The following is a 21,447-nucleotide window of genomic DNA, read 5'->3' as shown; positions in this document are numbered from 1 at the left end:
GACCCCGCCCGCGCGCAGGCGCCGTCTGCGCGGGGTCCGCCCACCCGCTGTCCGCTGCGTGTTTGCCCGCCCGCGCCGCCTGACAAACACGCGCCGCAGTCAAGAGACTACGATCGGTAACAAGGAACCGCACCGGCAGGACGCGGGCCGCGCCCCAAAACGCGGCACCAACCAACATTTTGTGAACGTAAGGATGTAACTTCGTGGTGAAAACGAACGAGCCCAATCTAACGGTGACTTCCAAGGACGTGCAGAAGGTGCCCGCCCAAGCCCTCGTCGTGGGTATCGGCCAGACGCCGGGCGGCCCCGTATTGATCGACAGCCCGCTGAGCTCCAGGGCGGCCTCCGCACTCGCGGCATCGCTGCCGCTGCTGGGAGTCACCGGCGCATCCGATGAGATCCACCGCCTTCCCGGGCTGCCGGAACTCGAAGCCCAGACGCTCGTTCTTGCCGGCGTAGGCAAGGTCAGCGCCGGAAATCCCCTGAGCTCCGAAGCCCTGCGCCGAGCGGCCGGATCCGCAGTGCGCCAGCTGGCCGGCACCGAATCCGTTGCACTGGCCCTGCCGGCCGCCACGGTGGCGGACGCCGCCGCCGTCGCAGAGGGCGCCCTCTTCGGCGCCTACGGTTACAGCGAACACCGCACTGATAAGGCAAAGATCAAGGAGCCGGTCAACAACATCATTGTTGTCACGCCCGCCGCCGACGACAAGGCACTGAAGCCGGCCCTGGAACGTGCCCGCATTCTGGCCCGTGCCGTCAACGCCACCCGGACTCTGGTCAACCAGCCCCCAAGCCACCTGTACCCCGAAACGTTCGCAGCTGCGGCGAAGGACCTTGCCAAGCCGCTCTCCGCCAAGGTCAAGATCACCGTGATGGACGAAAAGAAGCTGGAGCGTGACGGTTTCGGCGGCCTTATGGGCGTGGGCAAGGGATCCTCCCGGCCGCCGCGGATGGTCAAGGTTGAGTACGCCCCCCTGCGGGCCAAAGCCAAGCTGGCCCTGGTGGGCAAGGGCATCACCTTTGATTCGGGCGGCCTCTCCCTGAAGCCCTCCGCCGGAATGCAGACCATGAAGTGCGACATGGGCGGAGCCGCCGTCGTTCTGAACGCCCTGCTGGCCATCGCCGAGCTGGGCCTGCCCGTCAAGGTCACCGCGTGGCTGTGCCTTGCCGAGAACATGCCCTCGGGCACCGCACAGCGTCCGGGCGACGTCATGACCACCTACGGCGGACGCACCGTGGAAGTGCTGAACACGGACGCCGAGGGCCGCCTGGTCATGGCCGACGGCCTCGTGGCTGCATCGGAAGAGGCTCCCGACGTACTGATCGACGTCGCCACCCTCACCGGTGCGCAGATGATCGCCCTGGGCAACCGCGTCTCGGCCGTCATGGGCGAGGAAGGGGTGCGCGACGCCGTCAAGGCAGCCGCGGACCGCGCCGGAGAGCTGTTCTGGCCGATGCCCATCCCCGAAGAACTGCGTGCCTCCCTCGATTCCCAGGTTGCGGACATCGCCAACCATGGCGAGCGTTTCGGCGGCATGATGACAGCTGCAACGTTCCTGCGCGAGTTTGTCGGCGAAGTGGACGGCGTCAAGATCCCGTGGGCCCATCTGGACATCGCCGGACCGGCGTTCAACGAGGGTTCCCCCTACGGCTACACGCCCAAGGAGGGCACCGGCGTCGCGGTCCGCACGCTGGTGGCCTACGCGGAAGACGTCGTCGCCCGCTCCGTATAAGACGGGCATATAGCACCGGACTTCTTCGGGAGCCACCGGGAATAAGCAATCGGCGTGGTGTTTCTCCTTACACTTCCCGCCGGCGGGACTTCACTGAGTGGATGCAGCCCAGCCGGCGGGATAGTGTGAGAGACGATCACAACCGCCCAAATCACTAAAACGACGCGCCCATGTGCGTCACCGATTACGCGAGGGAGCGTCCAAGTGGCCGAAAAGGCAACTGCGCAAGAATTCGACATCCTGATCCTCGGAGGGGGAAGTGGTGGCTACGCCGCCGCCCTTCGCTCCGTGGAGCTGGGTTTCTCTGTAGGACTCATCGAAAAGGGAAAGCTGGGCGGCACCTGCCTGCACAACGGCTGCATCCCCACCAAGGCCCTGCTGCACTCGGCCGAGATCGCCGAAAATGCCAAGACCGCATCGAAGTACGGCATCAACGCCACCTTCGATTCGATCGATATGACGGCTGTGAACTCCTACAAGGACAACATCATTGCGGGCAAGTTCCGCGGCCTTCAGGGCCTGATCAAGTCCAAGGGCATCACGGTCATCGAGGGTGAAGGCAAGCTCACCAGCGAAAAGACCATTGAGGTCAACGGCGAGACCTACACCGGCGCCAACATCATCCTGGCTACCGGCTCCTACTCCCGTTCACTGCCGGGACTGGAAATCGGCGGCAAGGTCATCACCTCGGACCAGGCCCTGAAGATGGACACCGTGCCCAAGAGCGCGATCATCCTCGGCGGCGGCGTCATCGGCGTCGAGTTCGCCTCGGTTTGGAACTCCTTCGGCGTGGACGTCACCATCGTGGAAGGCCTGCCCTCCCTGGTCCCGAACGAGGACGCTGCCATCATCAAGCAGCTTGAGCGCGCCTACAAGAAGCGCGGCATCAAGTTCAGCACCGGCATCTTCTTCGACAACGTCCAGCAGAACGACGACGGCGTCGTCGTCACGCTGGCGGACGGCAAGACCTACGAAGCTGACCTTCTGCTCGTGGCCGTGGGCCGCGGACCGGTCACCGCCAACCTGGGCTACGAGGAAGCCGGCCTCACCATGGACCGCGGCTTCGTCATCACCAACGAGCGCCTGCACACCGGCGTCGGCAACGTTTACGCCGTGGGTGACATTGTTCCCGGCCTGCAGCTGGCCCACCGCGGCTTCCAGCAGGGCATCTTCGTAGCCGAAGAAATTGCCGGCCTCAAGCCGGTCATCGTCGAAGACGTCAACATCCCCAAGGTGACCTACTGCGAGCCTGAGATCGCTTCCGTGGGCCTGACCGAGAAGGCCGCCAAGGCCAAGCTCGGGGACGACAATGTCCAGGTCCAGGAATACAACCTTGCCGGCAACGGCAAGACCTCCATTCTGGGTTCCTCCGGCCTGATCAAGATGGTCCGCGAAAAGGACGGCCCCATCGTGGGTGTCCACATGATCGGCGGCCGCATCGGCGAGCAGATCGGTGAAGCGCAGCTCATCGTGAACTGGGAGGCCTACCCGGAAGACCTGGCCAGCCTGCTGCACGCCCACCCCACGCAGAACGAAGCTCTCGGCGAGGCCGCCATGGCCCTCGCCGGCAAGCCCCTGCACGGCTAAAGCAAGAATTACCGCCCGGTGCACCCGGGGCCTCAAAACCCGGGTGCACTAGGCTTTCCACCACCAGCACCAGCGGTACGGCTGGTTCAAAAGATCTAATAAGGAGAAACGGGGACAATATGTCTGAAACCGTGAACTTACCCGCCCTTGGTGAAAGCGTCACCGAAGGTACCGTCACCCGTTGGCTGAAGGCTGTCGGCGACAGCGTTGAAGTAGACGAGCCGCTGCTGGAAGTCTCCACCGACAAGGTTGACACCGAAATTCCTTCCCCCGTTGCCGGCGTCATCGAGGAAATCCTCGTGGCCGAAGATGAAACCGCTGAAGTTGGCGAGGCGCTGGTGCGCATCGGCGACGGTTCCGGTTCCGCTGATGCCAAGAACGACGGCGGCAGTGCCGCTGAGGAAGCACCCGCAGCCGAAGAGGCTCCCGCTTCCGAAGAAGCCCAGGCAGAGGAAGCTCCTGCTGAGTCTTCCGACTCGGCTTCCGCCGATTCCGGCAACGGCGAAGGCACCGAGGTCACCCTCCCCGCCCTGGGCGAGTCGGTTACCGAAGGCACCGTCACCCGCTGGCTGAAGGCCGTGGGCGACGACGTCGAAATGGACGAGCCGCTGCTGGAAGTTTCCACCGACAAGGTTGACACTGAGATCCCCTCCCCCGTTGCCGGCAAGCTGCTGGAAATCCGGGTGAACGAGGATGACACCGCCGAGGTTGGCGCTGTCCTCGCCGTCATCGGTTCCGGTTCCGCCGCTCCGGCCAAGGCAGAGCCCAAGGCAGCCGAGCCGGTTGCAGCAGCATCGAAGGACGAGCGCGAAGCTCCGGCCGTCGAACCGGAGAAGAAGGAAGCTCCCAAGCAGGAAGCTCCGAAGCAGGAGGAGAAGAAGCCTGAGCCCAAGGCTGAAGCTCCCAAGCAGGAAGCTCCCGCTGATTCCGAGGGTACCTACGTCACTCCCCTGGTGCGCAAGCTTGCCAACCAGCACGGCGTAGACCTCTCCACGGTCAAGGGTTCCGGCGTGGCCGGCCGCATCCGCAAGCAGGACGTCCTTGAGGCTGCCGAAGCCAAGAAGGCTGCGGACTCCGCACCGGCCGCCGCCGCTGCTCCCGCAGCGGCTTCGTCTTCGGAAAAGGCTGCACCGGCAAAGATCAGCGACGAAAGCGCAAAGCTGCGCGGCACCACGGTCAAGGCACCGCGGATCCGCCAGACGATCGCCCGCCGCATGGTCGAGTCCCTGCAGGTCTCGGCCCAGCTGACCCAGGTCCAGGAAGTGGACATGACGCGCATCGCCAAGCTGCGCGCCTCGGCCAAGAACTCCTTCCAGGAGCAGAACGGCGCCAAGCTCACCTTCCTGCCCTTCATTGCCAAGGCCGTCACCGAGGCACTGAAGCAGCACCCGAAGCTGAATGCCTCCTACGATTCGGACGCCCAGCAGATCACTTACCACGACTCCGAGCACCTCGCGATTGCCGTGGACACTGAAAAGGGCCTGCTGGTCCCCGTAATCGCGGATGCCGGCGACCTGAACATTGCCGGTCTGGCCAAGCGCATCGGCGACGTCGGCGCACGCACCAAGGCCGGAAAGATCGGACCGGATGAGCTGTCCGGCGGAACCTTCACCATCACCAACATCGGTTCCGTGGGTGCCCTGTTCGACACCCCGATCATCAACCAGCCGCAGGTGGGCATCCTGGGCACCGGCGCAATCGTCAAGCGTCCCGTCGTCCTCACCGACGCCGAGGGCAATGACACCATCGCCATCCGCTCCATGATGTACCTGTCCCTGTCCTACGACCACCGCCTCGTGGACGGCGCCGACGCAGGACGCTTCCTGCAGACGCTCAAGGCACGGCTTGAAGAAGGCAACTTCGAGGCAGACCTGGGACTCTAGTCCTTAGCTCGCTGCCGTTGAGCTGCCATTGAAAGGGCGCTTCCCGTGAGGGAGGCGCCCTTTTCTACATGTTGTCGAATAGTTACCGCAGTTCAGTCCGCTTAGTTCGAAAATGCTGACAGGGTGTCCGTAAGCTGGAGATATGGACTTCCTACAGAGCTTTCTCGTATTCCTGCACATTCTCGGCGCGGCCATCATCGTCGGCCTCTGGTTTGCCAAGATCAAGAACCCCACCGTGATGCCCGGACAGTTCCACGGCGCACTCCTGCAGTTGGTGACCGGCCTTCTCCTGGTGGGCCTGGCTGAGATGGACGACTACGACGTCAACCACATCAAGATTGCCGTCAAGCTCACACTGGCGCTCGTCATCGCCGTCATGGCCTTCATCGGCCAGCGCAAGTACAAGAAGGGCGAGCCTGTCAGCAAGGTTCTCGCCAACGGCGTCGGCATCCTGACGGTGGTCAACATCGCCGTCGCCACCATGTGGTAACAGCTGTACGTCACTGAATAGTATGGGGTGAAGCGCCGGCGCCTGCCGGCCTTCGCCCCATCCGCTTTTAAGGAGCTCCCATGGCTACAGTCCGCTCAGCCCACACCGTCTGGAACGGCGACCTCTTCAACGGCAAAGGGGATGTCACCCTCGACAGCTCCGGCCTGGGCACCTACGACGTCACGTGGAAGGCACGTGCCGAGGAAGCCAACGGCAAGACCAGCCCCGAAGAGTTGATTGCAGCTGCCCACTCCGCCTGCTTCTCCATGGCCTTCAGCAATGGACTGGCCGAAGCCGGCAAGACCGCCGAACGCATCGAGACCTCGGCAGACGTGACTTTTGTTCCCGGCACCGGCATCACCGAAAGCCGCCTGAAGGTCACTGCTGTGGTCCCCGGCCTGACCGCCGAAGAATTCACGGACATCGCGGAGGCCGCTAAGAGCGGCTGCCCCGTGTCGCAGGCACTTGCCGGCATCAAGATCTCGCTGGACGCCACACTGGAGTCCTAAGCCGTGGAGTCCTAAGCCCGAGCCGGCTTGGCACCGGTCCACAAACGGTCCGTGTTCCCTTTGGAGAGTCAAGGGGGGCACGGATTTTTTGTGCCTGTGCGACGTGCAGAATGAACGCCGAGATTTCTCTGCACCGTACCACCCCAGTTCCGGACAGGAGGGTGTTGGCTGCCAATTGCTGCGCGTAGCGTCTCCTTTACGCGAGCTCGGCCGGTGTGCCGAGCACAAACAAAGTGATCGCAACTGCGGCTAAAGGTGAAGCAATGGACCTCACTCCAAAAGAAATAGACAAGCTGTACATATACCAGGTGGCCGATTTGGCCCGTAAGCGGCGCGAGCGCGGAACCAAACTGAATGTCAGCGAAGCCACCGCTCTCATTTGCGAGGCGATTCTGGAAGGTGCCCGCGACGGCCGGACCGTTGCTGAGGTGATGGAGCTCGGCAAAACCATCGTCTCAGAAAGCCAGTGCATGGACGGCGTGCGTCAGCGGCTGCCGCTCCTGCAGGTCGAGGCCACTTTCGTGGACGGCAGCAAGCTCGTCTCATGCCACGATCCCATCGGGGTATGAGTTGACTCAGCCCCCCGAGTCCCAGGCGACCGTGGTGCTGGTCGGAGGACACGAGAGCAACAACGGAGCTGATCTCTCCTTTGCAGCGGATTTGGTTCCCGGTGCTCTCATCACCCCGGCCGGCCGGCCGTTGCACAACACGCTCACGCACCTGCGCGGGAGCAGTCAGATAGGTTCCGGCGCAGAGCCGGCACCGATCGTCGTGCTGCCCATGACCTTCGGCCGCAATCCGACTTTGGTTGCCGATACCGCGAAGACGCTTAGCTGGCTCGGCGTGCAGGGAAGTTCCAGCGGTACCGCATCCTCCCCCGTGCCAATAGTTCTGGCCGACGCCTTTGGCACCGGTGACCATCTCACGGCCTGGCTTCGGGCTGCCGCCACCGAGGTGCGCCGGCGCGCACCGGAGGCGGCTGTCCTGATCTGCGCGGATGCTGCCAACCCCTTCGACGACGCCGAGCTCCACCGCATCGCACATCTGGTGCGCACTCACGGGGCCGGCAACCCGGTGGAGACGGCGACCGTTGACGACACAACCGGACTCCTGACGGCCCTGAACCGCCTGCGGCTGCTCGGCAGCACGCAGACGGTCGTCGTCCCCGCAGGTTTTAGACGGGTGGCGTCCGTGCGCGGGAAACCCGTGCCGTTCGGGGAGGGCGGTTTCGCCGATGCCGGGTTCTACGGTGCACTGCTGAGCGAGCAGGCGGTGCTGCGCGTTATCCGCGAGCGGGTCCGCGACGCTCTGCACAACCTGGGCCACGGCCGAACCGGCATCGAGGCAGGCCTGACAGCTGACCACGGTCACGGTTACGCACACTCACACGCCTTCGAGGAAGCCAACGGTCACTCCCATGCGCATCACCACGGGGCGGCCGGCTCTCACCCGCACAACCATCCCATCCCCATCCGTTCGAGTTGATCGGATCCCTCCTACACCGAACCGCCGTGCGCAGCGACCCCGCTCCGCGCTGCAAGGGAAGGAAACACCATGCTGGGCACCCCCACTTATCACCACAAAGACGAAGACATCGAGATTAACGCCGGTAGGCGAAGCGTCACGCTGCTGGTGAGCAACACCGGCGACCGGGCGATACAAATCGGCTCGCACTTCCACTTCTTCGAGGCCAACAAGGCACTTCTGTTTGAACGGGAACTTGCCTACGGCATGCATTTGGATGTGCCCGCGGGGACCGGCATCCGGCTGGAGGCCGGTGACACCCGTGAAGTGACGCTCACCGCTTTCGCCGGAACCCGGCGGGTGGTTGGCTTCAACAACCTCGTGGACGGCGGGCTCGACTCGGCGGCAACGAAGATCCGGGCGATGGCACGAATGGAAGAACTCGAATTCAAAAACGGTAAACCGAGCGCCACACCCAGTGCCAACGCAACCGGCGACGCATCTAAGGGGAAAAAGTAATGGCTATCATCTCGCGCAAGCAATATACGGACCTCTTTGGTCCCACCGTTGGCGATCGGGTCCACTTGGCCGACACCAATCTGGTGATCGAGATCGAGAAGGATTACAACGAGGGCCATTACGGCGACGAGGTGGTCTACGGCGGCGGAAAAACCGCCCGTGACGGCATGGCAGCGGACCCGTCTGCTACTGACGCGGAGGGCGTGCTTGACCTGGTCATCACCAACGCCATCATTCTGGATCCCGTGCTCGGCGTTGTTAAGGGCGACATCGGTGTGCGCGACGGAAAGATCGCCGGGATCGGCAAATCCGGCAACCCGCACACCATGAACGGAGTAGATCCGCGCCTTGTGGTTGGTCCGGGCACCGAATTGCTGGCCGGGGAGCACCTCATCGCCACCGCCGGCGGCATCGACTCGCACGTGCACTACATCTCGCCGGAACAGGCGCTGGCCGCCCTCTCCAACGGCATCACCACCCTCTTTGGCGGCGGAACGGGACCAACCGACGGCACTAACGGCGTCACCACCACCCCCGGTGTGTGGAACCTGGCCCGGCTGCTGGAATCAGCCGAGGCGATGCCGGTGAACATGGGTTTCCTCGGCAAGGGCAACGGATCGCTGCCCGAGGCCCTGATCGAACAGGTCCAGGGCGGGGCATGCGGACTCAAGGTGCATGAGGACTACGGTTCCACACCCGCCGCCCTCAGCAACGCGCTCTCCGTCGCCGACGCCTACGACGTGCAGATTTCGGTGCACACTGACAGCCTCAACGAGGCCGGTTATGTCGAGAACACCCTCGATGCCATTGACGGCCGCACCATCCACACCTTCCACACCGAGGGTGCCGGCGGCGGGCACGCACCGGACATCATCAAGGTGGCCGGCCACCCCAACGTACTCCCGTCCTCGACGAACCCCACCCTGCCCTACACCGCCAACTCGGTTGACGAGCTGCTGGACATGGTGATGGTCTGCCACCACCTCTCCCATGACATCCCCGAAGACGTAGCCTTCGCCGATTCCCGCGTGCGGGCCGAGACGATCTCGGCCGAGACGGTTTTCCATGACGAAGGGATCATTTCGATGGTTTCCTCCGATTCCCAGGCCATGGGGCGTATCGGAGAGTCGTTCATGCGAACCTTCCAGATTGCCCACCACTGCAAGGACCAGCGCGGAACTCTTCCGGAAGACAGTGCGGACAATGACAACTTCCGGGTACTGCGCTATCTCGCCAAGATCACGATCAACCCGGCCATTACACAGGGTGTGTCCGACTACATCGGCTCGCTGGAAGCGGGCAAGATGGCCGATATCGTGCTCTGGCCTGTGGGTTCCTTCGGCGCGAAGCCCAAGATGATCGTCAAGGGAGGTCTGATCAACTGGGCTTTGATGGGCGACCCGAACGCCTCGCTGCCAACACCGCAGCCGGTGTTTTACCGGCCCATGTTCGGCGCACAGGGCAAGACGCTGCAGAGCACGCGGGCGACGTTCATGTCGAAGGCGGCCATCGACAAGGGCGTTCCCGAGCGGCTCGGGCTGGAGAGCCAGATACTTCCGGTACACGGCTGCCGCGGCCTCGGCAAGGAGAACATGGTACGCAACAGCGCGACGCCGCACATCGAGGTTGACCCTGAGACCTACGACGTGACATATGACGGCACGCTGGCAACGATTCCACCGGCGCAGACCCTGCCGCTGACCCAGCTGTTCTTCCTCGCGTAGGGGGCGCACATGTCGGATGTACAGCAGTTGCTGACCAGCCTGCAGTTCACGGACTCGGCATTTCCCAGCGGCTTCTACACGATGTCGCACGGGCTCGAGGCCTTTAGCCAGGCACGGCTTGTGTCCCGCGACGGAGTGCAGCCGCTGCTCGCCGAACTGCTCCTGCACTCCGTCGGACCAGGGGACGCAACGGCGCTTGCCGCAGCGCACCGCGCTGCGGCGAACGACGACGTCGAGCTCGTCCAGGAGGTCGATCAGCGGTTGTTCGCGTCCAAGTTGAACACCGAGATGCGCACGGTTTCCGTGCGCAGCGGGCACCAGCTGGTCGATCTTGGCGCGGAGCTGATTGACCACCCGCTGCTCACTGAGTACGCCGAGCGGGTGCGGCTGCGCAGGACGCCCGGCTGCCAGCCGGTCGTGACCGCGGTGGTGTATGCCGCCAACAAAGTCGCGACGCGCGAGGCGGTGGCATCGGACCTGTTTGCTTTTTGTGCGAGCTTTGTCGGTGCCGCCCTGAGGCTGCGGCTGACCGATCACCGGCACGCCCAGGGCATCCTGCGGAATACAGCCGGCGTCATTGAACAGGCAACGGAGGCCGCGCTTGAGCGCGATCTCGCTGACCTGGGCGGCTGCGCGCCCATGGCCGACGTCATGTCCGCCCAGCACGAGCGGGCAGAGGCACGGCTGTTTGCCAGCTGAGAACGCAGACATATGAACAGCAGATTTCAAGGAATTGAGGAACGTATGAGCGAGAACGTATTGCGGATCGGCATCGGCGGGCCCGTTGGCAGCGGCAAGACGGCGCTGACGGAGGCACTGGTGCCGCTGTTGATCGAGGCCGGGCGCACTCCCGGCGTCATCACGAACGACATCTACACCCAGGAGGACGCCCACCACGTACGCCGCGAGCTCGCAGGCATCCTTGATCCGGAACGCGTTGTTGGCGTGGAGACCGGGTCCTGCCCCCATACGGCGGTGCGTGATGACCCCACCATGAATCTGGCCGTCGGCGCAGAAATGCTGGAACGGTTCCCTGACATTGACACCCTCATTTACGAGTCGGGCGGGGACAATCTGACGCTTACCTTCTCGCCGGCGCTTGCCGACGTCTTCGTGTTCGTGCTGGACACCGCCGAAGGCGAGAAGATGCCGCGCAAGCGCGGTCCCGGTATCACCGACAGCGACATCCTGGTGATTAACAAGATCGATATTGCGCAGTACGTGCGCACCGACCTCAACGTCATGGAGTCCGATGCACACCGGGTGCGTGAGGACAGGCCCGTGGTGCTGACCAACTCGCTTACCGGGTTCGGCGTCGACGAACTCCACCGGGAGATCATGACGCAGTGGAACGGCGCCAGAACCGAGCTCATCGGATGACGCTCAGAGCAACGGAACCCCGAGCCCTGCCTGAACCCCCCGGGGATGCCCGTACCGGTGATGACGAGCTCGCCGGTGTCAGTCCCCTGCCCCCTCGGGCGGCAGAACAAGCCGGTCAGGACGGACTTCGGGAACCAAACCCGGGCGGATATCGACTCCAGCCGGCGTTCTATGAGCCGGCGAGGGTACCCGAGGAGGTGCTGCGGCATGCCGGGGTGCCAACCCTGCCCGTGGGCAGCCCGGGCAAAGTTGGCGTTCTGCAGCTTGGGTTTGCCCGCAACCGCGGGCGCACCGAGCTGGTGCGGCACTACCAGAAATCGCCGCTTCAGATCATGCATCCGCTGTACTTCAACCAGCTGCGCCCGGACATGCCCTATACCTATCTGATGTCATCGGGCGGCGGCGTTCTGCACGGTGACCGGCTGCGCACAGATTTGAGCTTCGGGTCCGGTACGTCAGCGCATGTGACCAGCCAAACCCAAACACGCGTCTACCGCATGGAGCATGACTACGCGTCCGCGATCATGAACATCACGGTCGAAGAGGACGCGTATGTGGAATACCTGCCCGAACCCGTTGTGCCCTTCGCTAACTCACGCTTTTACCAGCAGACGGCGGTGGTCATCGATGAGTCGGCCTCCCTCCTGCTGGGCGAGACCGTGTACGCCGGCCGGCTCGCGCGCGGTGAGCGGCACGCCTACGACGTGTATGCCTCCGATCTAGAGGTCCGGCGGCCGGATGGCCGCCTGGTTGCCCTGGACCGCCTGCGGCTCAGTCCCGGGACGGGAGAACAGGGGGCCGATGCCGGAGTGCGGGGTCTCGGCGTGCTCGCTGACCACGATGTGCTGGCAATGCTCTATGTCTTCACCCCGCTTGTCCCGCCTGCGCTGCTCGCAGACACCCTGCACCGGGCCATCAGCGACAGCGGGGGTGACCTGATCTTCGGAGTGAGCACGCTGCCCACAGATGCAGGCGTGTGGATGCGGCTGGTGGGCAACGACACCGTGGCAGTAGCGGCGGCCAACACAGCCGCGGCGGCCGCCGTGCACGAACTGTTGACAGGGCAGCAGGCACCCATCATCCGAAAGAGCTAAAGGGGGTCTGACGGTGGACAAGCAGTTAAACGTGCAGGGGCCGTCCCGGGAGCCGGTGCGTTCCTACCGGGCGCAGGTGGTATTCGCCTTCATCCCGGTGGTGCTCCTGCACATCGCCGGTTTCGGCCTGTTCTTCTTTCTGGTCGAGCCGCTGCACCTGCAACTGGGGTCCTCCGTCTTTGGGGTGGGCATTGCCATGGTGGCCTACGTGCTGGGGGTACGACACGCCTTCGACGCTGACCACATCGCGGCGATCGACAACACCACCCGTAAACTCGTGGACCTGCGCAGGCCGGCCGCAGGGGTCGGCCTGTTCTTCTCTCTGGGCCACTCCACCATCGTCTTCCTGATGGCAGCGCTGCTGGCGCTGGGGGTGAGCTGGGCCGTTGGGCTGAGCGACGACGGAAATGACGTGCGCAACGGCCTGGGCGTTTTCGGCACGCTGGTTTCCGGTGTGTTCCTGCTGCTGATCGGCTTCATCAACGCCGTCGCGTTTTTGGGGATCCTCAAAGTCTGGCGGGCTTCGCGCAACGGCGACCTCGACGAGCTGGCGCTGGAACGCCATTTGGAGGGACGCGGCTTCATCAGCCGCCTCATCCGCCCGATGCTGAAGACGATCGATCGACCGGGGAAGATGTACGCTGTCGGGTTTCTGTTCGGGCTCGGCTTTGACACTGCCAGCGAGATCGCCCTCCTGGTGCTGGCCGGAACGGGGGCGGCGACCGGGCTGCCCTGGTACGCCATCCTCTGCCTGCCGCTGATCTTTGCTGCCGGCATGAGCCTGTTCGATACGTTGGATTCCGCCGTCATGGTGAAGGCCTACGGCTGGGCGAGCGTCAATGCGGTTCGCAAGCTGTACTACAACCTCACCATCACCGGACTCTCGGTAGTGATTGCCGTCATGATCGGCGGCATTGAGCTGGTCGGATTGCTGAACGAAAAGCTCGGGCTGCGTGACCCGCTCACCGGGTGGGTGGCCAGCATCGACCTCGAGAATGTGGGCTACATCGTCGTAGGCACGCTGATCCTGGTCTGGTTCACCTCCACCGCCTACTGGCGTTTCGGCCATGTGGAGGAGCGTTGGGCGCTGGCGAACAGCGGGGCGGGCGCCGGGGGCAACGCAGCTGCACGGGGCGGATCCGATCCAGGCCCACAGCCGAAGCCGGAAACAGAAACAGGAGCGCCGCAATGACGCCCCGGGCAAGGACATGACATGAGCAGCGCAGCAGCAGCCACACCAAGCCCGGCTGTCTCAGGCACTGGCTGGCTCAAGGGCTGGTGCGAGGGACTCTCGCAAATCTTCTTTCAAAGCAACATTTACACGGCACTGCTGATCCTGGTTGCCTTCGCCGTAGCGGATTGGCGCATGGCACTTCTCGTGTTGATCGGCTGTGCGGGAAACACCGTGGGAGGACGCCTGCTCAAGGCCGATTCCACCTCGGTGACAACAGGAATGCAGGGCTTCTGCGGCGCCCTCGTTGGTGCCGGGACGTATTCGGCCATTGGCGGTCAGTGGGCCGCCTACCCGATTGCGCTCGTCGGCGGTTTGCTCTGCGCTCCGGTGACGTGGCTGGTGGTTGCCCTGTTCACGAAGACACCGCTGAAGATCTATGCCCTGCCCTCCACCACGGCACCGTTCTGCATCGTGGCAACCGGGATACTGCTCAGTACTCAGGCGCTGCGCGTGAGCGCAGCGCCGTCGGCCACTATCGACTCGGAAGCACTCGCGTTCGCACGCTCGCTGCTGACGAATGTCTCTGAGGTGGTGCTCATCAACAACGAGTGGTCCGGGGCCATCATTCTGCTCGGGCTGTTCCTGGCCAGCTGGAAAGTTGGCCTGGCAGGACTGCTGGGAAGCGTGGTGGGGAGCCTGTGTGCGTTGGCAATGGGCGAGTCCCTCACTGAGACCGCAAACGGTCTGGCCGGATACTCCGGCGTGCTTACGGCCATTGCGCTCGCCGTGGTCTTTCTGCGCAGCAACTCAGTGTCCTGGGTGCTCGCCATCATCGGGACCGTGGTGACGGCTGTGGTCACTGTGGTGATGCACCGCCTTGACGCTCCCACCTACACCTGGCCGTACATCCTCACCACCTGGGTGTTCCTGGTGATCGCCTACTACATTCCGGCGGCCAAGCGCCCCTAAGCGTGCATCAGCGGAATCGGACGGTGGCCGTTTCACTCCCCCGCGAAAGCGAGACCGGTGCGCTCTGCCCGTCGCGCTTAATCACGTAATCACCGAAGAAACCCGTGATCGACAAGCGTGCGTCATAATCCGTGCGCATCGGCGTTCGTGGCAGCCACCATTCGCCCTTAATCAGGGACTGCAGCGCGTAAAATGAGGGTTTCGGCGTGCCGTCGGCGCGAACAAACCCGCCCGGCGCACCGAGCCACGCTCCGTCGTCAGTGAGCCCCCAGTAGGTGATGGCTTGCACCGCCGGGTGGCCAACGAGTGAGCGGTAGTGGCGGACGATCTCGTCCGCTTGCCTGGCCTCTCCCCCGGGTGTCGAGGGCCAGGATGGGATCTGATAGTCGTTGAGGTCGGTGACCTCCGGCGGCATGAGGTCCCCCGACAGCAGAGTCGTCTCCGTCAGATGGAGGGGCAGCCCGAAGCGGGCGAATCGGTCGACCATCGCCAGCATGGTCTCTTCTCCCCAATATCCCTGATGCATGTGCGTTTGCAGGCCGATCGCGTCCACGGTGATCCCCGCTTCAAGCACGCGCTCGATCAGAGCTTCGTAGTCGCTCGACAAATCGAAGTCGTTCAAGACGAGCGTCGCCGAAGGGTTCGAGGCGCGAGCTTCCTCGAACGCGAGTTGAATCATGGGCAAGCGGCCAATGCTCTGTGCAAGCCGGGTGATACCGTTTTCCTCTGCAGTGAACACGGGCATGATGACGGCTTCATTGATGGCGTCCCACGTGTCGATGACCCCGGAAAAGTCGCTCACCTCGCGTCGGATCCTCTCGCGTTGCAGCCGCTCGATCTCCGCTACCGGTAAACCGGTGAGCCACTCGGGCGCAAGCGTGTGCCAGGTAAGCGGATGCCCCTTCACTGTCACTCCATGCTCAGCGAACCACGAGGCGGTCCGGAGAAGTCTTCGGGTGTCCGGCTTGCCGGGGGTCGGCTCAAATCCCCGCCAGTAGAACGGAAGGGTCGCAGTGTTGAAAAGGTCGAGCCACAACGTCTGGAGATCCGGCAGCCCGGCGGCCGCAGCCCCGCCGAAAACGGGCTCCGCGGCCGGATCCTGTCCGGTCTCCCTGTTGGCAAGCGGGATGAAGTCGAAACCGATGTTGCCGAACGCGAAGTGATGACGCTGCTGTTCGACAGTCACCTCCGCGTTGGGCACAGGGTTGCCGGCGGAGTCCAGCACGGTGACCTGCGCAGTCATCCGCCGGTGATCGACACTCACGGGGCGATCCGTGCGGTCTCCTCGAAACTCGGGTGGAAGGCCCGGTCAAAGCCCACGACACGTGCTTCACCGGAGAGCTGCACCGACTGTGTGACGCGCATGTCGGTGCTGGATGCTCCGAGACCAAGGACGATCTCCCCCGGTTCCACGACCCGCTCGCCGTTTCGGCCGGTGAAGCTGGTGACGTCTGCGGGAACGTGGATCGAGAACTCAACGGTTTCGCCCGGCAGCAGGTCAACGCGCTGGAAACCGACCAGACGCTGCACGGGGCGCACCACTGAGGCGACCGGATCGTGGACGTAAACCTGGACGATTTCCGTCCCGGAACGGTCCCCGGTGTTGCGCAGACGGAGGCCGAGGGTTGCTGTGCCGTCGACTCCGATCGTGCCGGACCCGTGCCGGCCGGCACTCCACTCGAAGGTGGTGTATCCGATCCCGTGCCCGAACGCGAAGGCGGCGGTCGGGTCAATGCTCGACACTCCGTTGGAGCGCCCCAGGGGTGCGGCCAGGTAGGTGGACGGCTGCGTCCCCTCCGAGGCCGGGATGCTGACCGGCAGGCGTCCGCTCGGATTGACCCGGCCGGAGAGGATGCCGGCCAGCGCGGAGGTTCCTTCTTCACCTGCGAAGAACACCTGCACGATCGCGCCGGCTTCAGTGACAGCGGATCCCAGCGCGTACGGCCGTCCCGCGAGCAGGGTGACGACGGCGGGAGTTGATGTTGCCAGGACGGCGTCGAGAAGGTCCTTCTGGGCACCGGGCAGACGGAGCGACTCGACGTCGCAGCCCTCACCGCTCGTGCCGCGGCCAAAGAGCCCCGCCCGGTCACCCAGGGCGACAATGACAACGTCCGCCCGCGCTGCAGCATCCACCGCGGCAGAGATCCCGGCGGTTTCTCCTCCGTCAATCGTCGTACCGGGCACGTATTCGATGTCGGCTTCGGGAAACTCGGTGCGGAGGCTGTCCAGCAGGGTGGGCAGTTCGATACCGAGGGGTGTGTCAGGGTGCTGCACGCCAACATGCGCAGGGAACGAATAGCAGCCGAGAACGGCGAAGGGGTCATCGGTTGTCGGCCCGACGACGGCAATCCGGCGCGGGGCGGAGAGCGGAAGGACCCCGTCGTTGCTCACAAGCACGATGGACTGTTCGGCGATCTCGCGGGCGACCGCCCGATTACCGGCGTTGTCCAGGTCGATGGTGCCGCGGATGCCTTCCGGATTGTCGACGTCGACGTCCCGCAGCGCTCCGGGCGTGGCATCCCAGTCAGGATCAAGCAGTCCGAGTTCTACCTTCTGGCGCAGCACACGCCGGAGGGCACGATCGATAATCTCCTCGGACAGGGCTCCTGACCGGACCGCTTCAATCAGCGGCGCACCGAAGGTCTTCACCGTCGGCAGCTCTACGTCCACGCCGGCAGTGAGCGCCAGAGCGGCCGCCTCGCCCCACGAACCTGCGACGCCGTGAAGCAGTTTCAGGAAGGCGATCCCGAAGTAGTCGGCAACGACGGTGCCGTCGAAACCCCAGGTGTCGCGCAGGATACCGGTGAGCAGCGACTCGTCAGCGGCCGACGGCACGCCGTCGAGGTCGGTATAGGAGTGCATGACCGAACGCGGCTTTCCTTCGCGCATGACCATCTCGAACGGAACGAGCAGCACGTCAGCGAGTTCACGCGGACCGACTGAGACCGGCGCGAGGTTACGGCCGGCCTTCGACGCCGAGTATCCGACGAAGTGCTTGAGGGTTGCGACTATCCCTGCGGACTCGAGGCCGCGGACGTACGCCGTTCCGATGCTGCCGATGAGATACGGGTCCTCACCGATGGTTTCCTCGACGCGTCCCCAGCGGGCATCCCGAACCACGTCGAGTACCGGGGCAAGGCCCTGGTGGATGCCGACCGAGCGCATGTCTGACCCGATGCGGCGGGACATCCGCTCAATGAGTCCGGGATTGAAGGAAGCTCCCCAGGCGAGGGGCACCGGATAGGCTGTCGCTCCCCAGGTGGCGAAGCCGGCCAGGCATTCTTCATGCGCAACTGCCGGGATTCCGAACCGGTTGGATGCCGCAATCCGGCGCTGGCTGCGCAGGAGGGACAGCGCGCCGAGTGCCGGGTCAACCGGAGCCGAGCCGAACGGCCGGGTCAGCTGGCCGAGCCCGCTCGGCAGGAGCGCGTCGAGGTCAACGAGGTCGTCCATGTCGTTCTGATGCGGGGCAACGTCACCGCCCTCACTGGACGCGCCAACCCAGACGCCGAACAGCTGGGCAGTCTTCTCCTCGAGTGTGAGCTCGGCGAGGAGTGCTTCGACGCGGTCCGAAGCGGATGCGCTGACGTCGCGCCATGCCGGCGCCGTCGTCGTGGATGTTGTGTTGCTCAAGGAAAGTCCTATCCTTTGACCGCGCCGGTGAGTCCGCCGACGATGCGGCGCTCAAACAGCGTGAAGAAGATGAGTGCTGGAATCATGGACAGCGAGGTGAAGGCGAGTACCTTTGCCGTGTCCACCGAATACTGCGAAGCGAACGCCTGAACTCCGAGCGGGAGGGTGTAGGACGCCTGGTCGCTGAGGATGAACAGCGGCAGAAGATAGCTGTTCCAGCTCGCCACGAAGGCAAGAATGCCCGTCGTCACGACGCCCGGCAGGGACAGGGGAACCACCATCCGGAAGAAGAAGCCCAGGCGGCTGGTACCGTCAATCGCCGCTGCCTCTTCGATTTCGTCGGGGATGGCTTTGAGGAACGGCACCAGGATGATGATCGTCACTGGCAGGCCGAAGGCAATCTGCGGGAGAATCACGCCGCCCAGGCTGTTCATCAGGCCCAGGTCCCTGACGAGGATGTAGAGCGGCGTGATCGCCACAGTCATCGGGAACATGAGCCCGGCGGCGAAGAGCGAATACATCGCCCCGCGGCCGGCAAAGTTGTACCGCGCAAGAATGAAGCTGGCCATCAGCCCGAGCACCACCACACCAACGGTCGTGGCAATCGCGGCAATTGCCGAGTTGCCGACCTGCTGCCAGAAGGTCGGGCTCGCAAGCACCTCCGCGTAGTTGTCGAAATTCCACGGGTTTGGGAGTCCCGCGGGCGAATTGGTGATCTGCGAGTTGTCGCGGAAGCCGCCGAGAATAATGTAGATGACGGGTCCGAGGCAGAGTGAGATGAAGACAAACGCGACGAAGTAGGTCGCGGGGCTGCCCCATGGCTGGCGCTCCCTTGGCGGACGCTTTTTGCGCGGGCGCGTGGGAGTTTCGATAGCAGTCATCACTTCTTTCCTGACGTGAGGGCACCGGCGGTGTCCCGCCGAAGAACGAACCGCTGGTAGATCAATGCGATGACGAGGGAGATCAGGAACATGACGACGGCGACAGCGCTGCCGTAGCCGAAGTTGCCCGATGTGCGTCCGTTGGCAACCATGTAGGTGGCCATGGTCGAGGTCCCGGCTGTCGAGGCGACGTACTGTCCCCAGATGATGAAGACCAGGTCGAACAGCTGCAGCGAGCCGATGATGGACAGGAACGCCCAGATCCGCACGGTCGGCCCGAGAAGGGGCAGCGTAATGGCGCGCTGGGTCTGCCAGTAGCTGGCGCCGTCGATCGCGGCTGCCTCGAACAATTCGCTGGGAATGCTTTGCAGTCCGGCGAGGAAAAGAATGACGGCAAATCCGATGTACTTCCACGAGATGATCACCATCAGGGACCAGATGGCGATCTTCGGATCAGAGAGCCAGTCTGCCTTGAACGCTCCCAGCCCGATGCTGTCCAGCAGCCCGTTGACAGCACCGGATGTCTGCAGCATGAGGCCCCAGCCGATCCCGACTATGACCTCGGAAATGATGTACGGGACGAAGATGAGGACCCGGATGAGCGAGCGGCCCCGGATGCTCCGGTTGAGCAGGAGCGCGAGGACAACCGCAATGGGGCCCTGGATGACCAGGGAGAGCACCAGGATGAACCCGTTGTGCAGCAGCACGTCGTGAAACGCGCTGTCCTGGAAGATGATCCTATAGTTGTCGAAGCCGACGAAGTCTGTGGCCGGCCCAAAGCCCTTCCAACGGAAGAAGCCGTAGTAGCCGGCCAGGACCACCGGGAAGATGACGAAGCCGACAAAAACGAAGATGGCCGGCCCGGCCAGAAGCGTGATCTCGAGGCGTTTGCGCCAGTCCGTTGCACGCCGCCTGGGCCGCGGTGCGGCAGGGGACGACGCGCGGGCGCCGTCCCCTGCCTTAACCGTGCCCCGCGGCGGCTGAGCGTCCGTCATCAACGGAGCGCCGCCTGCAGGTTCAGTCATTGTCTGCTGCTATCCCTTGGCCGCTGCGTCGTTCACAGCGGAGACGATATCTTCGGCGGAGCCCTGACCGGCGAGCATATCGACAACACCCTTATTCAGCGCGTTACCGACGTTCTGGCCGAACAGGGTGTCCAGCCACACTGTCACGTACGGTGCGTCGTTGTATGCCTGGAGGATCGACTGAAGCGCCGGGTCGGTAACAGCTGCCTGGGCGTCCTGATTGGCCGGAAGAGTCTGGAACGCGTCCGCGTAGTCCTCCTGGTACTCCTGCTGCATGAAGAAGTTCAGGAATGCCGTGCACTCTTCCTGCGGCGCCTGGGCGGAGCAGGTGAATCCGTCGACGCCGCCCATCATGGCGCCTTCGGCGCCGTCGCCTCCGTCAACGGCGGGGAACGGGAACCAGTCCAGGTCCTCCAGCGGTTCCTGGTCGGGGGTCAGCGATGCGATGACACCCGGGTTCCAGGCACCCATGAGTTCCATGGCTGCTTTGTGGTTCGCCAGCAGACCTGCAGAGCTTCCGGCGCCCTGCTGTGCCGAGGTGGTGAGGAATCCGTTGTTGAACGGTTCCGTTTCCACGAACGCTTCCATCTCTTTTCCGGCCTCAAGCCAGCACGGGTCGTCAAACTTCTTCGACTCGGCCGCTTCGTTCATCGTGTCCTGCGAGCATGAGCGCAACGCGAAGAAGTAGTACCAGTGGGCAGCGGGCCAGGCGTCCTTGGCGCCGACGGCGATGGGGGCGATACCGGCAGTCTTGAGTTTGTCGACGGCGGAACCGAGCTCGTCCATTGTCGTCGGCGCCGCGTCGACGCCCGCTTCGGCCAAGAGGTCCTGGCTGAAGAAGATGCCGCCGGGCAGCACGGCGGTCGGCATGCCGTAAATCTTGCCGTCAACCTCGAAGGCGTTCAGCACGCCTTCGGGCACAGCGGCCCTGGTGGCATCGTCGATGGAATCGGTAATATCCATGGCCTGTCCGGCCCCAACCACATCCGCAAGCTTGCCACCGCCCCGCGCCATGAAGATGTCGGGCGCATCGCCGGAGTTCAGCGCTGTCTGCAGCTTCCCGTCCATTTCCTCGTTCTGGATGGACTGGATGTCGATCTTTACGCCGGGGTTTGCCTCCTCGAACGCTGCAACCGTCTTCTCCCAGTGCGCCTTGCCGGCGCCCGTCGTCGAGTTATGCCAGAACGTCATGGTGACGTCGCCGTCTTCTGTTGCTCCGCCGTCGGAGCCACACGCTGACAGACCGCCGAGCGCGATTGCGGTCGCCGCCCCGACTGTCAGCAGCTTCCTGATACCGTGCTTGTTCATCTTTGAACGCCTCTCGAAAGTTTCGACATTTGCGTCGAAAGCACCTAATGTGGTGTGAGCCTAGCAGTGGCACA

The 21,447-nt window shown here is 63.9% G+C and carries 18 protein-coding genes and 1 pseudogene; 14 read left to right on the top strand and 5 right to left on the bottom strand.

Annotated features, from left to right (window positions below; translation table 11 throughout):
* The first annotated feature begins 203 nt into the window (after positions 1–203).
* From CXR03_RS07210 to CXR03_RS07145, 14 genes and pseudogenes are all read left to right on the top strand, one after another.
* A complete protein-coding gene (locus tag CXR03_RS07210; protein ID WP_104103029.1) occupies positions 204–1,733 on the top strand; it encodes a leucyl aminopeptidase in 1,530 nt (509 codons plus the stop codon).
* A 204-nt stretch (positions 1,734–1,937) separates the two neighbouring features.
* Positions 1,938–3,320 (top strand): dihydrolipoyl dehydrogenase, encoded by a 1,383-nt coding sequence (lpdA, locus tag CXR03_RS07205; RefSeq protein ID WP_104103028.1) that lies wholly within the window; start codon positions 1,938–1,940, stop codon positions 3,318–3,320.
* Positions 3,321–3,439: 119 nt separating this feature from the next.
* Positions 3,440–5,203 (top strand): 2-oxoglutarate dehydrogenase, E2 component, dihydrolipoamide succinyltransferase, encoded by a 1,764-nt coding sequence (sucB, locus tag CXR03_RS07200; RefSeq protein ID WP_104103026.1) that lies wholly within the window; start codon positions 3,440–3,442, stop codon positions 5,201–5,203.
* Between the two features lie 142 nt (positions 5,204–5,345).
* Positions 5,346–5,693, top strand: a complete 348-nt coding sequence (locus CXR03_RS07195) for a hypothetical protein (protein ID WP_104054651.1) — start codon at positions 5,346–5,348, stop codon at positions 5,691–5,693.
* Positions 5,694–5,773: 80 nt separating this feature from the next.
* Complete coding sequence (locus CXR03_RS07190; protein WP_104054652.1) at positions 5,774–6,202, top strand: OsmC family protein; 429 nt, start codon at positions 5,774–5,776, stop codon at positions 6,200–6,202.
* 263 nt (positions 6,203–6,465) lie between these two features.
* The gene (locus tag CXR03_RS07185) at positions 6,466–6,771 is read left to right on the top strand and encodes an urease subunit gamma (RefSeq protein WP_104054653.1); all 306 of its coding nucleotides are present in this window, start codon (positions 6,466–6,468) and stop codon (positions 6,769–6,771) included.
* A gap of 1 nt (position 6,772) precedes the next feature.
* Positions 6,773–7,687, top strand: a complete 915-nt coding sequence (locus tag CXR03_RS07180; protein WP_146070469.1) for a sirohydrochlorin chelatase — start codon at positions 6,773–6,775, stop codon at positions 7,685–7,687.
* A 69-nt stretch (positions 7,688–7,756) separates the two neighbouring features.
* Positions 7,757–8,062 (top strand): annotated as a pseudogene (locus CXR03_RS07175) (urease subunit beta); the annotation flags it as partial.
* A 122-nt stretch (positions 8,063–8,184) separates the two neighbouring features.
* Positions 8,185–9,909: an urease subunit alpha gene (ureC, locus tag CXR03_RS07170; RefSeq protein ID WP_104103022.1), complete on the top strand. Its 1,725-nt coding sequence runs from the start codon at positions 8,185–8,187 to the stop codon at positions 9,907–9,909.
* Positions 9,910–9,918: 9 nt separating this feature from the next.
* Entirely contained in the window at positions 9,919–10,608 is a 690-nt protein-coding gene (locus CXR03_RS07165) for an urease accessory protein UreF (protein ID WP_104103020.1), read from the top strand.
* Positions 10,609–10,653: 45 nt separating this feature from the next.
* A complete protein-coding gene (ureG, locus tag CXR03_RS07160; RefSeq protein ID WP_104054658.1) occupies positions 10,654–11,289 on the top strand; it encodes an urease accessory protein UreG in 636 nt (211 codons plus the stop codon).
* A gap of 215 nt (positions 11,290–11,504) precedes the next feature.
* Complete coding sequence (locus tag CXR03_RS07155; protein WP_219816207.1) at positions 11,505–12,383, top strand: urease accessory protein UreD; 879 nt, start codon at positions 11,505–11,507, stop codon at positions 12,381–12,383.
* A gap of 13 nt (positions 12,384–12,396) precedes the next feature.
* Complete coding sequence (locus CXR03_RS07150) at positions 12,397–13,575, top strand: HoxN/HupN/NixA family nickel/cobalt transporter (protein WP_219816206.1); 1,179 nt, start codon at positions 12,397–12,399, stop codon at positions 13,573–13,575.
* 21 nt (positions 13,576–13,596) lie between these two features.
* Positions 13,597–14,526, top strand: a complete 930-nt coding sequence (locus tag CXR03_RS07145; RefSeq protein ID WP_104103017.1) for an urea transporter — start codon at positions 13,597–13,599, stop codon at positions 14,524–14,526.
* Positions 14,527–14,533: 7 nt separating this feature from the next.
* On the opposite strand, the gene CXR03_RS07140 is transcribed toward CXR03_RS07145, so the two are convergent.
* The 5 genes from CXR03_RS07140 to CXR03_RS07120 are packed head-to-tail and all read right to left on the bottom strand — an operon-like array spanning position 14,534 to position 21,373.
* On the bottom strand, positions 14,534–15,790 hold the full coding sequence (locus CXR03_RS07140; protein WP_104103015.1) for an endo-1,4-beta-xylanase: 1,257 nt from the start codon (positions 15,788–15,790) through the stop codon (positions 14,534–14,536).
* Entirely contained in the window at positions 15,787–18,159 is a 2,373-nt protein-coding gene (locus CXR03_RS07135) for a beta-glucosidase (protein ID WP_104103014.1), read from the bottom strand. The genes CXR03_RS07140 and CXR03_RS07135 overlap by 4 nt, the downstream gene beginning before the upstream one ends.
* 8 nt (positions 18,160–18,167) lie before the next feature.
* Entirely contained in the window at positions 18,168–19,040 is an 873-nt protein-coding gene (locus tag CXR03_RS07130) for a carbohydrate ABC transporter permease (protein WP_104054663.1), read from the bottom strand.
* Positions 19,040–20,035: a carbohydrate ABC transporter permease gene (locus tag CXR03_RS07125; RefSeq protein ID WP_181034575.1), complete on the bottom strand. Its 996-nt coding sequence runs from the start codon at positions 20,033–20,035 to the stop codon at positions 19,040–19,042. Before CXR03_RS07125 ends, CXR03_RS07130 begins: the two co-directional genes overlap by 1 nt.
* Before the next feature lie 39 nt (positions 20,036–20,074).
* Positions 20,075–21,373: an ABC transporter substrate-binding protein gene (locus tag CXR03_RS07120; protein WP_104103011.1), complete on the bottom strand. Its 1,299-nt coding sequence runs from the start codon at positions 21,371–21,373 to the stop codon at positions 20,075–20,077.
* Positions 21,374–21,447 lie beyond the last annotated feature (74 nt).

This window comes from Arthrobacter sp. 08Y14 (assembly GCF_002929455.1).
GTDB lineage: Bacteria > Actinomycetota > Actinomycetes > Actinomycetales > Micrococcaceae > Arthrobacter_B > Arthrobacter_B sunyaminii.
This window is presented reverse-complemented; position numbering and strand designations above follow the sequence as displayed.

Coding starts and splice junctions, on each gene's coding strand:
- CXR03_RS07125 (WP_181034575.1), bottom strand. CDS start 20,035: ATGACGGACGCTCAGCCGCCGCGGGGCACGGTTAAGGCAGGGGACGGC.
- CXR03_RS07185 (WP_104054653.1), top strand. CDS start 6,466: ATGGACCTCACTCCAAAAGAAATAGACAAGCTGTACATATACCAGGTG.
- CXR03_RS07130 (WP_104054663.1), bottom strand. CDS start 19,040: ATGACTGCTATCGAAACTCCCACGCGCCCGCGCAAAAAGCGTCCGCCA.
- CXR03_RS07145 (WP_104103017.1), top strand. CDS start 13,597: ATGAGCAGCGCAGCAGCAGCCACACCAAGCCCGGCTGTCTCAGGCACT.
- ureG (WP_104054658.1), top strand. CDS start 10,654: ATGAGCGAGAACGTATTGCGGATCGGCATCGGCGGGCCCGTTGGCAGC.
- ureC (WP_104103022.1), top strand. CDS start 8,185: ATGGCTATCATCTCGCGCAAGCAATATACGGACCTCTTTGGTCCCACC.
- sucB (WP_104103026.1), top strand. CDS start 3,440: ATGTCTGAAACCGTGAACTTACCCGCCCTTGGTGAAAGCGTCACCGAA.
- CXR03_RS07195 (WP_104054651.1), top strand. CDS start 5,346: ATGGACTTCCTACAGAGCTTTCTCGTATTCCTGCACATTCTCGGCGCG.
- CXR03_RS07165 (WP_104103020.1), top strand. CDS start 9,919: ATGTCGGATGTACAGCAGTTGCTGACCAGCCTGCAGTTCACGGACTCG.
- CXR03_RS07120 (WP_104103011.1), bottom strand. CDS start 21,373: ATGAACAAGCACGGTATCAGGAAGCTGCTGACAGTCGGGGCGGCGACC.
- CXR03_RS07190 (WP_104054652.1), top strand. CDS start 5,774: ATGGCTACAGTCCGCTCAGCCCACACCGTCTGGAACGGCGACCTCTTC.